Origin of the sequence: Phycicoccus sp. CSK15P-2 (genome assembly GCF_016888005.1) — a bacterium.
Lineage (GTDB): Bacteria > Actinomycetota > Actinomycetes > Actinomycetales > Dermatophilaceae > Phycicoccus.
Map to the genome: position 1 here is coordinate 138,036 of NZ_JAFDVE010000009.1, position 13,631 is coordinate 151,666.

The window sequence follows — 13,631 nt, forward strand, 5'->3', positions numbered from 1 at the left end:
ATCGCGCGGCTCGACGCCGAGCTCGTCCGCCGCGGGCTGGCCCGCTCGCGCGGCGAGGCCCGCGACCTCGTCGCGGACGGCCTCGTCCGGGTCGGGGGTGCTCCGGCCCGCAAGGCGGCCCAGCCGGTGGAGCAGGAGACTCCGCTCGACGTCGACCCCGCAGCGCAACGGTGGGTCGGCCGGGCCGCGCACAAGCTGCTCGCCGCGCTCGACACGTGGGGCCCGCAAGGGCTCGTCGTCGCGGGCTGCCGCTGCATCGACGTCGGGGCCTCCACGGGTGGCTTCACCCAGGTCCTCCTCTCCCGAGGCGCCGGCGAGGTGGTCGCGGTCGATGTCGGGCACGGGCAGCTCGTGGCCGAGCTCGCCGAGGACCCCCGCGTGGTCGAGCACTCCGGGACGAGCGTGCGGGGCCTCGACGCCACCGACGTCGGCGGGCCCGCCGCGGTCGTCGTCACCGACCTCTCGTTCATCTCCCTGACGCTCGTCGCCACCGAGCTCGCAGGGCTCCTCGCGCCGGGCGGTGACCTGCTCGCCCTCGTCAAGCCGCAGTTCGAGGTCGGTCGGGCCCGACTCGGGCGTGGCGGCCTCGTCACTGCCGCCACGGACCGGGAGGATGCGGTGCTCTCGGTGTGCGAGGGCTTCCGGACGGCCGGCCTGCACGTCCGCGCGCTCGCGCGCAGCCCGATCGCCGGCTCGACCGGCAACGCGGAGTACCTGCTGTGGGCACGGTCGGACCCGTCCGACACAATGACGCGGGACGAGATCCGGGCTGCTGCCCGCGCCTTGACAGACGACCCCGCAGGAGGCCGACGATGACGACGTCGCAGCGCCGCGTCCTCCTCGTCACGCATGCCACCCGGGGCGACGCCCAGGAGATCGCCGCCGCCGTGGCCACCAAGCTGCTCGCGTCGGGCATCGGGGTGTGCGCACCCGAGGCCGATCTCGCCGGCACCCCACTCGCGGAGGTCGACGGGGTCGGGGCCGTCGACGAGGACGACCCCGACATCGGCTGCGAGCTCGTCTGCGTCCTCGGAGGAGACGGAACCATCCTGCGGGGTGCCGAGATCTCCCGGGGATCGGGGGCGCCTCTGCTCGGCGTCAACCTCGGCCACGTCGGCTTCCTCGCGGAGGCCGAGCGGGAGGACCTCGACGCCACGGTCGAGCACATCTGCGCCCGCTCCTACCACGTCGAGGAGCGGACGACCCTCGCGGTCCGCGCCGTCGAGGACGGCCGTGAGGTCTTCTCGTCCTGGGCGCTCAACGAGGTCACGGTCGAGAAGGCGGCCAGAGAACGGATGCTCGAGCTCACCGTCGAGATCGACGGCCGTCCGCTGTCGACCTGGGGATGCGACGGAACGGTCGTCGCGACGCCCACCGGTTCCACTGCGTACGCCTTCAGCGCCGGTGGCCCCGTCGTCTGGCCGGACGTCGAGGCACTCCTGCTCGTCCCGATCAGCGCCCACGCCCTGTTCTCGCGCCCGGTCGTCGTCGGCCCCCAGTCCCGCCTGGCCATCCAGCTCCTGCCGCACACCGACGCCGCCGCTGTCCTGTGGTGCGACGGGCGGCGGGCGGTCACGCTGCCCCCGGGGGCCCAGGTCCACGTCGAACGGTCCGACCAGCCCGTACGTCTCGCCCGGCTCTCCCGGGCGGTCTTCACCGACCGTCTCGTCCGCAAGTTCGACCTGCCGGTGCACGGCTGGCGCGGCGCTGCGCGCGCCAGGAGCACGGGCAGCGACGGGGAGGGCCCGGAGTCGTGATCGAGGAGATCCGGATCCGGGACCTCGGGGTCATCGACGAGGCGGTCCTGCCCCTCCACGCCGGGCTCACCGTCCTCACCGGCGAGACCGGCGCGGGGAAGACGATGGTCGTCACCGCTCTGGGGCTCCTGCTCGGTGGGCGCGGTGACTCGGGGCTGGTGCGCACCGGCGCCTCCCGCACCGTCGTCGAGGGGGTCCTCGACCTGCCGGTGGGCCACGCCGCGCTGCAGCGGGTCGACGAGGCCGGGGGCGACGTGTCGGACGGCCTCGTCCTCGTGCGCACCGTGCAGGCGGACGGCCGGTCCCGGGCCCACGTCGGCGGACGCGCCGCCCCCGTCGGGCTCCTCGCAGAGATCGCGGAACATCTCGTCGCGGTGCACGGCCAGGCCGACCAGTGGCGTCTGCGGCGCTCGGACGAGCACCGGGAGGTGCTCGACGCCTACGGCGGTGCGGCGGTCGGCGGACCCCTCGACGCGTACCGCGTCGCGCACGGCGCCCTGACCACGGCCGAGGAAGAGCTGGCCGGGCTGCGGACGGCCGCCGCGGAGCGGGCGCGGGAGGCCGAGACCCTGAGGCTCGGCCTCGAGCGGATCGAGGCCCTCGAGCCGGAGGCGGGGGAGGACGACGTACTGCGGGCCGAGTCCGACCGGCTCGGCCACGCCGAGGAGCTCCGTGCGGCGGCGGGCGCGGCGCACACCGTGCTGAGCGGCGACGACGACACCCCCGACGCCGCGCCTGGAGTGCTCACCGAGCTGGCGGACGCCTCGGCCCGGGTCGCTGCGGCCTCGGCGAGCGACCCCGCCCTCGCGGCCCTCGGCACCCGGATCGACGAGGTCCGGTACCTCGCCGCGGACCTCGCTGCCGACCTCGGCTCCTACCTCGCGGACGCCGACGTCGACCCCGCCCGTCTCGACCACGTCGAGCAGCGGCGAGCCGCCCTGACCGAGCTCACGCGGTTGTACGGACCCACCGTCGACGACGTGCTCGTCTGGGGGGCGGCGGCCGCCACCCGGGTCGCCGAGCTGGACGGCACCGGAGACCGCATCGCAGAGCTCGAGGCGCGGGTCGCCGAGCTCACCGGTGCGCGGGAGACGGCCGCGCAGGCCCTCACCGACGCGCGCTGCCGGGCCGCGGAGACCCTCGGCACCCGGATCACCGACGAGCTCGCGCATCTGGCGATGGGAGCGGCGACCGTGCTGGTCGCCGTCGAGGACTCCGGCCGCTTCGGTGCCGACGGTCGCGACACCGTCGAGGTCCGCCTCGCCGCCGGACCCGGGACGACACCCAGGTCCGTGACCAAGGCCGCGTCCGGTGGTGAGCTCTCACGCGTGATGCTCGCCATCGAGGTCGCCACCGCGCAGGAGGTCGCCTCCGTGCCCACCTTCGTCTTCGACGAGGTCGACGCCGGGGTCGGCGGCCGTGCCGCGGTCGACGTCGGGGCCCGGCTCGCGGCGCTCGCCCGGCACGCGCAGGTCGTCGTCGTCACGCATCTGGCCCAGGTGGCGGCGCACGCCGACCGGCATCTCGTCGTCGAGAAGTCCGACGACGGCAGCGTCACCCGGAGCATGGTGCACGAGGTCACCGACGACGACCGCGTGACCGAGCTCGCGCGGATGCTGGGCGGTTCCGGCACCCAGGCGGCTCTCGACCACGCCCGGGACCTGCTGGCCCGGGCCCGTCCCTGAGCGCGTGGGAAGATGGTGCAGATGTCCATCCGCATGCTCTCCCTCCGCGACCGGGACCCGTCCGGCGAGTCGGCCGGTCCGGCACGTGTCGACCCGCGGACCAAGAACCTCACCAAGCGGCTGCGGCCGGGCGACATCGCCGTCATCGACCACCTGGACATCGACCGCGTGAGCGCCGAGGCGCTCGTGGCGTGCCGGCCCGCCGCCGTGGTCAACGCCTCCGCCTCCATCTCCGGTCGGTACCCCAACCTCGGTCCCGAGATCATCGTCGCGGCCGGCATCCCCCTGCTCGACAGCGCCGGTGCCGACGTCATGGCCATCACGGAGGGCACCCCGCTGCGGGTCGAGGACGGACGTCTCGTCACGGCCTCCGGCCCCGTGGGCTCGGGCACGCTGCTCACACCGGACGCCGTGCAGGAGGCCATGACCCTCGCCCGCGCGGGGCTGTCCGCCGAGATCGAGGCCTTCGCCGAGAACACGATGGACTACCTCCGCAAGGAGCGCGAGCTGCTGTTCGACGGGGTGGGGGTGCCGGAGGTCCGCACCGACCTCGACGGCAGGCACGTCCTCATCGTCGTCCGCGGCTACCACTACAAGGAGGACCTCGAGATCCTCCGGCCCTACATCCGGGAGTTCAAGCCGATCCTCATCGGCGTCGACGGCGGGGCCGACGCGCTCATCGAGGCCCGGCACACCCCCGACCTCATCGTCGGCGACATGGACTCCGTCTCCGACGCCGCGCTGCGCTGCGGGGCCGAGATCGTCGTCCACGCCTACCGGGACGGGCGTGCGCCCGGTCTCGACCGGGTCCGTGAGCTCGGGGTGGACCCCGTGGTGTTCCCCGCGACGGGCACGAGCGAGGACGTCGCGATGCTCCTCGCCGACGACAAGGGGGCGACCCTCATCGTGGCCGTCGGCACGCACGTGACCCTCGTCGAGTTCCTCGACAAGGGCCGTTCCGGCATGGCGAGCACATTCCTCACCCGCCTGCGCGTCGGTGGCAAGCTCGTCGACGCCAAGGGCGTGAGCCGCCTGTACCGCACGCGCATCTCGTCCTTCAGCATCGTCCTCATGCTCGGCGTCGCCGTCTTCGCCCTCGGGGCCGCGCTGTGGTCGACCGCCGGGGGCCAGGCCCTGCTCGAGGTGGTCGCCGCACGCATCGACGACCTGCTCACCGCCATCGGAGGACTGTTCGGGTGATCGACTTCCGCTACCACATCGTCTCCATCGCCTCGATCTTCCTCGCGCTCGCCGTCGGCATCGTCCTCGGCGCGGGGCCGCTCAAGGGCGAGATCGGCTCGACCCTGCAGAGCGAGGTCGCCGGGCTGCGCGACGACAAGACCCAGCTCAACGACCAGCTCACCGCCGCGCGCGCAGCCGTCGAGCAGCGGGACGCGTACCTCAGCTCGGTGAGCGACCGGGTCGTGCGGGGCGCCCTCGACACGAGGAGGGTGGCCCTCGTCGTCCTGCCCGGCGCGGACGCCGCGGTCAGCGAGACCGTCCTCGACGCCGTGACCGCCGCCGGCGGCGAGGTCGTCTCCACCACCTCCGTGGCAGGGGAGTGGGTGACGACCGACGAGGACGCCGCGGCGACGCGCGACGACGCCGTGGCGCAGGTCGCGCAGACCAGCGGCGTGGACATCTCGGCACCCGGCAGCGCCCAGCCCCGCGACGTCCTGCTCGCCACGCTCCTCGCCCGCTCCGGGGACGTCCAGGACCCGGGGCCCGGTGACACCGCCTCCCGTAACGGTCTGGACGGGCTCGCCGACGCCGGGTTGATCAGCCTCGACGCCCCCGAGTTCGCCCGCGCCGACCTCGTCGTCGTCGTCTCGGGTGTGGTCGGCGACGGTGACGAGACGGTGCGCACCGAGACGGCGCGGCGCTGGGTCGACCTCGCGTCCGCGCTCGACTCCGCATCGCGCGGTGCGGTGGTCGTCACGGACGCCGTGGCGGGGAGCGAGGAGGTGTCCGTGGTCGCCACGCTGCGCGCGGACGCGTCGACCGCCGGCGAGGTCTCGGGTGTCGACGACGCCGGCGATCCGACCGGGATCACGAGCACCGTGTTCGCCCTCGCGGAGCAGGCCGACGGCGGTGCCGGCCAGTACGGACTCGAGCCCAGCGCCGACGCACCCTTCGCACCGGCACCCGGCTCGTGAGCCCGGCCCGTCCGGTCCTCGCAGGTCTGGCCGGGGCGATGGTCGCCGCCGGCTCCTTCCGGGCGCTCCGGGCGCGGGTGCGCTCGTCCCGCTGGCAGCGCACCAACCACGCCGGCCGGCCCGTGACCGTCCTCGAGGGGCCCGCCTACGTCGTCGGCGCGGTCGCCGGTGCCGCGCTCGGTGGCCCTGCAGGCGTCGTCGCGGCAGCGGGCGCCGGTGCGTTCGGCGCGCTCGACGACCTCGCCGGTGACGGCTCGTCCAAGGGGCTGCGTGGTCACCTCGGTGCGGCGCTGCGTGGCGAGGTGACGACGGGGGCCGTGAAGGTCGTCGGGTTGGGCCTCACCGGGCTGCTCGCGGCCGCCCTCGCCGACCGCGACCGGGCCGACTGCCGCGTCATCGACACCCTCGTCGCGGGGTCCGTCGTCGCCGGTGCCGCCAACCTCGCGAACCTGCTCGACCTCCGCCCCGGAAGGGCCCTCAAGGCCACCGTGATCGCCGCGGCGCCGTTGGCCCTCGGCCGTACGGGGCCCGGGCGGACCACCGCGGGCGCTGCTGCCGGCGCCTCGCTCGGTGTCCTCGCCGAGGACCTCGCGGGCCGGGCGATGCTCGGGGACACCGGCGCCAACGCCGCCGGAGCGCTCGTCGGCGTGGCCCTCGCGCAGCGCACGGGTCGCACCGGTCGCCTCGTGGCCCTCGCCGCCCTGACGACCGCGACGCTCGCCTCGGAACGGATCAGCTTCACCGCCGTCATCGAGTCCACCCCGGTGCTCCGCGAGATCGACGCATGGGGCCGGCCGCACCGATGACGAGACAGCGGGTCGCGGCGGGTATCGCGGGCGCCGCCGGGCTCATCGCCCTGGTCACGGTCTTCTCCCGGGCCGCCGGTTTCGCCCGGATCCTCGTCTTCGCCGAGTCCGTCCGGGCGGGAGGGGTCGGCCAGATCTACCAGAGCGTCAACGCGCTGCCGAACGTCGTGTTCGAGGTCGCGGCCGGAGGCACCCTGGCCGCCGCCGCCGTGCCGCTCGTCGCGCACCGGCTGGGGGAGGGACGCCGCGAGCACGCCGACCGGCTGGCCTCGGTGCTGCTCACCTGGGCCCTCGCCGTGCTCGTCCCGCTCGGGACCGCGCTGTTCCTCCTCGCCGGCCCGTTGGTCACCCTCCTCGTCAACGCGCCGGACGCCGCCGGCCACGCCGTCGGGGTCACCATGCTGCGGGTGTTCTCGCTGCAGGTGCCGCTCTACGGCGTGGGGATCGTGCTCACCGGGGTGCTGCACGCCCATCGCCGGTTCCTCATGGCCGCCCTCGGACCGCTGCTCTCGTCGGTCGTCGTGCTCGCGAGCTACCTCTGGTACGGCTCGCTCACCGGGGGCGAGACCGACCCGAACCTGGTCCCGGCGAGCGCCGTCGCCGTGCTCGCGTGGGGCACCACCCTCGGCGTGGCCGTCCTGTCGCTGCCGCTCGTGCTCCCGGCGTTGCGCACGGGCTGGCGGTGGCAGCCCTCGTTCCGGCTCGAGCCGGAGGACCGGCGGCGCATCGGGCACCTCGCGGGCGCCGGGGTGCTGGCCCTCGTGGCGCAGCAGAGCGCCGTGCTCGTCACCATGTTCCTCGCCAACCGGGCCTCCGCCGGTGGCGTCTTCGTCGTCTACGGGTACGCCCAGGCGGTCTACCTGCTCCCGTACGCGGTGCTCGCCGTGCCGGTCGCGCAGAGCGTCTTCCCGGCCCTGGCCCAGGGGCACGCGGCGGGAGCCGACACGGCCCGCACCGTGGCCCGCTCGATGCGGGCCGTGGTCGTGCTCCAGGGCGTGGCGGCGGGGGTCCTCATGGCCGCCGCGCCGGCGGTCGGGGCGTTCTTCGGGCTGCTCGACGCCCGCCGCGGTGCCGACGGCGCCAGCCCCGAGGCCATCGCGGCGCTTCCCGGTGCGCTGCTCGCCTTCGCCCCCGGCCTGGTCGGCTTCGGTCTCGTCGCTCTCCTCACCCGGGCGGTGTACGTCCGCGGGCGTCCGCTCGACGCGGCGCTGGCCGTCGCGGGTGGGTGGGTGCTCGCGGCCGCCCTGCCGGCGGTCCTCGCGGGGACCGGCGCGTCGCCCGGGACGCTGCTGCGAACCGTGGGCATCGCGTCGACCCTCGGGATGACGGTGGCCGGCCTCGGCCTCGTGGTCCTCGTCCGTGGCCTGTGGGGGCCGGAGGTCACCACAGGCCTGGGCCGGACGACCGGCGCGGTCGTCGTCGCGATGGCCCTCGCGGTGTTCCTCGGCGACCTCGTGACCCACGGCAGGGCCCTCGACGACCTCCCCGAGACGGTGGTCGTCGGCGTGGCGGCGGGCGCGGTGGCACTCCTCGTCGGCACGCTCGCGGTGTTCTACGGTGACAGGGCAGTGATGCGCGAGATCCGCGACCGTGGCCGTGCCCGGAGACGGGGAGGAGGCGACCGATGAGGGTCCTCCTCGTCATGGGGACGAGCACCGGCGGGGTCGGGCGGCACGTCCAGGGACTCGCCCGGCTGCTCGCGGGAGCGGGTCACGAGGTCGTGCTCGCCTGCCCCGCGGCAGCGGCCGAGGCCTTCGACCTCGCCGAGCACGCCGGGGTCACCGTCCTCGACGTCAGCGACCGGCCGCAGCCGGCGCGGGACGCTCGTGCCGTGCGGGTCCTGCGGGGGCTCACCCGCGGTGCCGACGTCGTGCACGCGCACGGGCTGCGGGTCGGCGCGCTCGCGGCCCTCGCGCTCACCCGCCGCAGCACCCCCCTGGTCACCACGCTCCACAACGCCTCGCCCGCCGGGAGGGTCACCGGTGCCGTGTACGCCGCCCTCGAACGGGTCGTGGCCCGCGGGTCGGCCGTCGTCCTCGGCGTCTCGGGGGACCTCGTCGAGCGGATGGACGCCCTGGGCGCCCGGAGCACGGGCCTCGCCGTCGTCCCCGCCCCGACCCGCCGCGCCGCCGCGCGGGACCGCTACGCCGTGCACGCCGGGCTGGGCATCGACGACCGCACCGCGCTCGCGGTCGTCCTCGCCCGGCTGGCGCCGCAGAAGGGTCTGGACGTCCTCCTGGACGCCCACGGTGACCTCACCGACCTCGACCTCCTCACCGTCGTGGCCGGCGACGGCCCCCTCCGGAGCCGCATCCAGGACCGGATCGACGCCGAGTCGCTGCCGGTGCGCCTCCTCGGCCGCCGTGACGACGTGCCCGACCTCCTCGCCGCCGCCGACGTGGTCGTCTCGAGTGCGGTCTGGGAGGGGCAGCCGGTGGGTCTCCAGGAGGCCCTGCACGCCGGCGCGGCGATCGTCGCGACCGACGCCGGGGGGACCGCCGCGGTCGTCGGGGACGCCGCGGTGCTCGTCCCCGTCGGTGACCCCGGGTCGCTCGCGCGCGGCGTCCGGGACGTCCTCGTGCACGGCTCGGTGCGTGACGACCTGCGGTCCAAGGCCATGGAGCGTGCCGCCGAGCTACCCACCGAGGACGACGCGCTGGCCTCTGCGCTCGAGACCTACCGCGCCGCGGGTGCGCGATGACGTATCGTTGAAGCCCGTGGTGCCTCAGACGAAACAGATCTTCGTGACCGGAGGCGTCGCCTCCTCTCTCGGCAAGGGCCTGACCGCCTCGTCCCTCGGGCACCTGCTGCGGGCACGCGGGCTCCGGGTGACGATGCAGAAGCTCGACCCGTACCTCAACGTCGACCCGGGCACCATGAACCCGTTCCAGCACGGTGAGGTCTTCGTCACCGACGACGGCGCCGAGACCGACCTCGACATCGGTCACTACGAGCGCTTCCTCGACGTCAACCTTCGCGGCAGCGCCAACGTCACCACCGGCCAGGTGTACAACCGGGTCATCCAGAGGGAGCGCCGGGGTGAGTACCTCGGCGACACCGTCCAGGTGATCCCGCACATCACGAACGAGCTCAAGGACCGGATGCGGGCCCAGGCGGCAGGGTCTCCGGGGGTCGAGGACGCGGACGCTCCGGACATCATCATCACCGAGATCGGTGGCACCGTCGGCGACATCGAGTCGCTGCCGTTCCTCGAGGCGGCCCGCCAGGTCCGGCACGACCTCGGGCGCGACAACGTCTTCTTCCTCCACGTCTCGCTCGTGCCCTACCTCGCCCCGAGCGGCGAGCTGAAGACCAAGCCGACCCAGCACTCCGTCGCGGCCCTGCGCCAGGTCGGCATCCAGCCCGACGCGCTCGTGCTGCGGGCGGACCGCGAGATCCCGGAGTCGATCAAGCGCAAGATCAGCCTCATGTGCGACGTCGACAACGAGGCCTGCGCAGCCGCGGTCGACGCCCCGAGCATCTACGACATCCCCAAGGTGCTGCACCGCGAGGGTCTGGACGCCTACGTCGTGCGCCGGCTCGGCCTCGTCTTCCGGGACGTGGACTGGACCGACTGGGACCTCCTCCTCGGGCGGGTGCACAATCCCGAGCACGAGGTCGAGGTCGCGCTGGTCGGCAAGTACATCGACCTCCCCGACGCGTACCTCTCGGTCACCGAGGCCCTGCGCGCGGGGGGCTTCCACCACGACGCCAAGGTGCGCATCCGCTGGGTCGCCTCGGACGGCTGCGAGACCGAGGCGGGGGCGCAGAAGGCCCTCGGTGGGGTCGACGCGGTCCTCGTCCCCGGTGGCTTCGGCGTGCGGGGCATCGAGGGCAAGGTCGGTGCGCTGCGCTGGGCCCGCGAGCGCCGGGTGCCCACGCTCGGCATCTGCCTGGGTCTGCAGTGCATGGTCATCGAGTACGCCCGGACCGTCGCGGGGATCGACGGAGCGAGCTCCACCGAGTTCGACCCCGACACGCCCGCCCCGGTCATCGCGACGATGGAGGAGCAGAAGGCGTTCGTCGAGGGGGCGGGCGACCTCGGCGGCACCATGCGGCTCGGCAGCCAGCGGGCACGGCTCACGGCCGGCTCGGTCGTCGCCGAGGCCTACGGCGCCGAGGTGGCCGACGAGCGGCACCGGCACCGCTACGAGGTCAACGAGGGCTACCGCGAGCGGCTCGAGGCCGCCGGGCTGGTCATCAGCGGCACCCACCCGGACCTCGGTCTCGTCGAGTTCGTCGAGCTGCCCCGTGCGGACCACCCGTACTACGTCGCGACCCAGGCGCACCCGGAGTTCAAGTCCCGCCCCACCCGCGCCCACCCGCTCTTCTCCGGGCTCGTCGGCGCCGCCATCGAGCAGCAGCGGTCGTCCCGGCTCGTCGAGGTCGAGCGCCCGCGGGTCGCGGAGCCTGCCGACGCCAGTGCCTGAGCCGCTGCGCGACCGGCTGGAGCGGCGCCCCGTCGTCGACTCGACCCTGGCCTTCGAAGGGCGGGTGTGGGACGTCCGCAGCGACCGGGTCGACCTCGGTGCGGCCGGCGTCGTGACCCGCGACTACGTCGACCACACCGGTGCCGTCGCCGTCCTCGCGCTCGACGAGGACGACCGCGCCGTCGTCATCCAGCAGTACCGCCACCCGGTGGGCGCCTTCGACTGGGAGATTCCCGCCGGACTCCTCGACGTCGACGGAGAGGCGGCCCACGTGGCCGCCGCCCGCGAGCTGGCGGAGGAGGCCGACGTCACGGCCCGTCAGTGGTCCACGCTCGTCGACCACTGGGCCTCGCCGGGCGGGTCGAGCGAGAGCCTGCGGATCTTCCTCGCCCGCGGTCTCGGCGTGGTCCCCGAGGCGGAGCGCCACGAGCGCGCGCACGAGGAGCTCGGCATGCCCGTGCTCCGGGTCCCGCTGGAGGACCTCGTCGACGGCGTCGTGGCCGGGCGCCTGCACAACCCGACCCTCGTCATCGCGGTGCTGGCCGCCGAGGCGTTCCGGGGCCGCGGGTGGGCCGGGCTGAGACCGGCCGACGCGCCCTGGCCGGAGCGCAGCCCGGGCCGGACCCGCTGAGACCCGACGGACCCGGGACCGACGGACGCCACGTGTGGGCCGGGGACGCGTGGGACGATGCAGTCGTGGGTGAGACCTTCGGTACCGCCAAGGGGTCGGTCGCGTGGCTCAAGGCGTCGGGTGCGTCGGTGGAGGCGGTCGACCGCGGGGCCCCGTGTCCGTGCGGGGGAGTACCGCCGGGCAGCAGCCTGGGGGACTGCTGCGGGCCGCTGGTGGAGGCAGTGCGGCAGGCGGAGACGGCGGAGGCGCTCATGCGCTCCCGGTACACCGCGTACGCGCTGGCCGACGGGGATCACCTCTACCGCACCTGGCACCCGCGCACCCGGCCGACGGGCGTCGAACCGGAGCCGTGGGTGGGCTGGGTCGGCCTCGAGGTGCTCGAGGTCGTGGACGGTGGACGGGACGACGACACCGGCGTCGTCGCCTTCCGGGCCTCCTGGGTGGCGGGCGAGGGCCGGGTGCGCCAGCGCGGGGAGGTGACCGAGCGGAGCCGCTTCGCGCGCCGTGCCGGACGCTGGTTCTACGTGGGGTCCGAGGAAGGCGGCGGTCCGCTCACTGGTAGCTGACGAACCACGGGGTCGGCGTCACCTGGGCGATGGTCTGGGTGGGGGAGAGCATCGGGTTGTCCTCGTCCTCGAAGTTCTTCCAGCCGAGCCAGACCCCGTCCGGGAGGTCGCGGCGGATCTCGGCCCACGTGCCCTGTTTGGCGTTCGGCGTGCCCTGGCCGTCGGCGTGGACGAGCCACTGGATCTCGTCGAGGCCGGTGTCGAGGCGTTCGCGGTGGGTGACCATCGAGGTGCGGAACTGGTGGATGGTCAGCACCTTCGGGGGGAGGTCGTGCTCGCGGACGAGCCCGGCGAGCCAGCGGCCCACCTCGTTGACCTCCGCGACGTCGACGTGGCCGATGCGCTGCAGCGGCTTCTCCTTCGGTCCCAGCCGCCACTCCGGGTCGAGTGCGAGGCCGACGTGCGGCAGCTCGAGCAGCGAGGCGTAGTCGCGCGCCTGGTCGAGGAAGGACGCCCGCCCGGGCTGGAGGTCCAGGACGACGTAGACCCCGGCCTCCTGCGCGACGTCGACCCATCGGCGCAGGGTCTTCACCGGGGTGTGCTGCGAGTAGGTGCGGTCCTTCCCCGGGCCCCCGGTCGCGACCGTGGCGATGAGCTCGAAGGCGGGCACGACGGGGTCGTCGACGAGGTGCCCGTACTGCGCCGCCAGCGCGCGGACCCGCTGCACGGCCTGCTGCGCCGACTGCTCGCCGAGCATGCCGAGGGAGGCGGTGTTCGGGTGCCCGTACAGGGCGACCATCCGGCGTGCGGGGAAGGGGAGCAGACCACCGCCGGGCAGGCCGGGCGCCCGCTGTGCCGTGCGGACCCTCCGCGCGAAGAGCGGTCCGAAGCCCCCGATGCCGACGACCGGGAGGTCCGGGTCGGCGCGGAGGCTCTCGACGTCCTCCTCCGAGCGCCGCGGGTCGAGGTCGTGCAGCGTGGCCGACCGCACCCCGAGGGCGTCGAGAGTCGCGGTGACCGCGGGGTCGGGCGTGACGTCCGGGCCGAGCAGCACGAGCGCCGACCCCTGGACCGTCGCGGGCAGTCCGGGAGCCGCCGGCGTGCCGGAGGCGTCGAGGTCGACGACCTCGCGGTCGCCGAAGGCGGTGGGAGCCGGGGAGGTGGACCGCCCGTTCGACGCCGAGGGGGAGGGAGTGCCGGACGTCGACGTCGGCGAGGCCGGCGCCCCCGCGGCTCGGAGCACCGTCCGGGTGCCGAGGCGGTCGAGCTCGGCGAGCAGCTCCGGGCCGTCACGCAGCACCGGGAGCCGGAGCGGACGCGCGACCTCCGAGGCCGCAGGGAGGTCCTGGTCACCCGCCGCCACGACGACGGCGCTGGCGCTCTCCAGCAGCGTCCGGGACGCGGCGAGCGAGGCGTCCGGCCCGTCGGGGGCCACCGTCGCGGCCGTCGTCGTCAGGGTGACCGCGTGCGGCTCCGGTTCGGGGGCGGTGGACGCGTCGGAGGTCCGGTCCGCAGACGGCGGGCGGTCCGCCTCGGTGCAGGCGCTGACGCCGGCCACGGCACCGGCGGCGACGACGGTGCGCAGTGCTGCCCTGCGCGGCATCCTCGGGACCATCCGGACCTCCTTCCTCGGTCGCGCGGGTAGGGGAGCGCGCTCTAC

General features: G+C 74.8%; 12 protein-coding genes. 11 read left to right on the plus strand and 1 reads right to left on the minus strand.

Annotation, left to right across the window (positions count from 1 at the left end):
- The 11 genes from JQN72_RS05535 (at position 1) to JQN72_RS05585 (ending at position 12,031) form a co-directional block, all read left to right on the plus strand.
- The gene (locus JQN72_RS05535) at positions 1-816 is read left to right on the plus strand and encodes a TlyA family RNA methyltransferase (protein WP_204134342.1); all 816 of its coding nucleotides are present in this window, start codon (positions 1-3) and stop codon (positions 814-816) included.
- A complete protein-coding gene (locus tag JQN72_RS05540; RefSeq protein WP_204134164.1) occupies positions 813-1,757 on the plus strand; it encodes an NAD kinase in 945 nt (314 codons plus the stop codon). Before JQN72_RS05535 ends, JQN72_RS05540 begins: the two co-directional genes overlap by 4 nt.
- A complete protein-coding gene (gene recN, locus JQN72_RS05545; protein WP_204134165.1) occupies positions 1,754-3,442 on the plus strand; it encodes a DNA repair protein RecN in 1,689 nt (562 codons plus the stop codon). Before JQN72_RS05540 ends, recN begins: the two co-directional genes overlap by 4 nt.
- A 12-nt stretch (positions 3,443-3,454) precedes the next feature.
- Positions 3,455-4,642, plus strand: coding sequence for a putative cytokinetic ring protein SteA (gene steA, locus JQN72_RS05550; RefSeq protein WP_374190874.1), 1,188 nt, complete (start codon positions 3,455-3,457; stop codon positions 4,640-4,642).
- On the plus strand, positions 4,639-5,598 hold the full coding sequence (locus JQN72_RS05555) for a copper transporter (RefSeq protein ID WP_204134166.1): 960 nt from the start codon (positions 4,639-4,641) through the stop codon (positions 5,596-5,598). Before steA ends, JQN72_RS05555 begins: the two co-directional genes overlap by 4 nt.
- Positions 5,595-6,404, plus strand: a complete 810-nt coding sequence (locus JQN72_RS05560) for a hypothetical protein (RefSeq protein WP_204134167.1) — start codon at positions 5,595-5,597, stop codon at positions 6,402-6,404. Before JQN72_RS05555 ends, JQN72_RS05560 begins: the two co-directional genes overlap by 4 nt.
- Complete coding sequence (gene murJ / locus JQN72_RS05565) at positions 6,401-8,032, plus strand: murein biosynthesis integral membrane protein MurJ (RefSeq protein WP_204134168.1); 1,632 nt, start codon at positions 6,401-6,403, stop codon at positions 8,030-8,032. Before JQN72_RS05560 ends, murJ begins: the two co-directional genes overlap by 4 nt.
- Positions 8,029-9,105, plus strand: coding sequence for a glycosyltransferase family 4 protein (locus JQN72_RS05570; RefSeq protein ID WP_204134169.1), 1,077 nt, complete (start codon positions 8,029-8,031; stop codon positions 9,103-9,105). Before murJ ends, JQN72_RS05570 begins: the two co-directional genes overlap by 4 nt.
- A 16-nt stretch (positions 9,106-9,121) precedes the next feature.
- On the plus strand, positions 9,122-10,834 hold the full coding sequence (locus tag JQN72_RS05575; RefSeq protein ID WP_204134170.1) for a CTP synthase: 1,713 nt from the start codon (positions 9,122-9,124) through the stop codon (positions 10,832-10,834).
- A complete protein-coding gene (locus JQN72_RS05580; protein ID WP_307812436.1) occupies positions 10,827-11,465 on the plus strand; it encodes an NUDIX hydrolase in 639 nt (212 codons plus the stop codon). Before JQN72_RS05575 ends, JQN72_RS05580 begins: the two co-directional genes overlap by 8 nt.
- A gap of 65 nt (positions 11,466-11,530) precedes the next feature.
- Positions 11,531-12,031: a YchJ family metal-binding protein gene (locus tag JQN72_RS05585; protein ID WP_307812437.1), complete on the plus strand. Its 501-nt coding sequence runs from the start codon at positions 11,531-11,533 to the stop codon at positions 12,029-12,031.
- Here the strand turns inward: JQN72_RS05585 and JQN72_RS05590 are convergent.
- Positions 12,018-13,586, minus strand: a complete 1,569-nt coding sequence (locus tag JQN72_RS05590; RefSeq protein WP_204134171.1) for a hypothetical protein — start codon at positions 13,584-13,586, stop codon at positions 12,018-12,020. The two genes, JQN72_RS05585 and JQN72_RS05590, sit on opposite strands and share 14 nt — an antisense overlap.
- Positions 13,587-13,631: the final 45 nt, after the last annotated feature.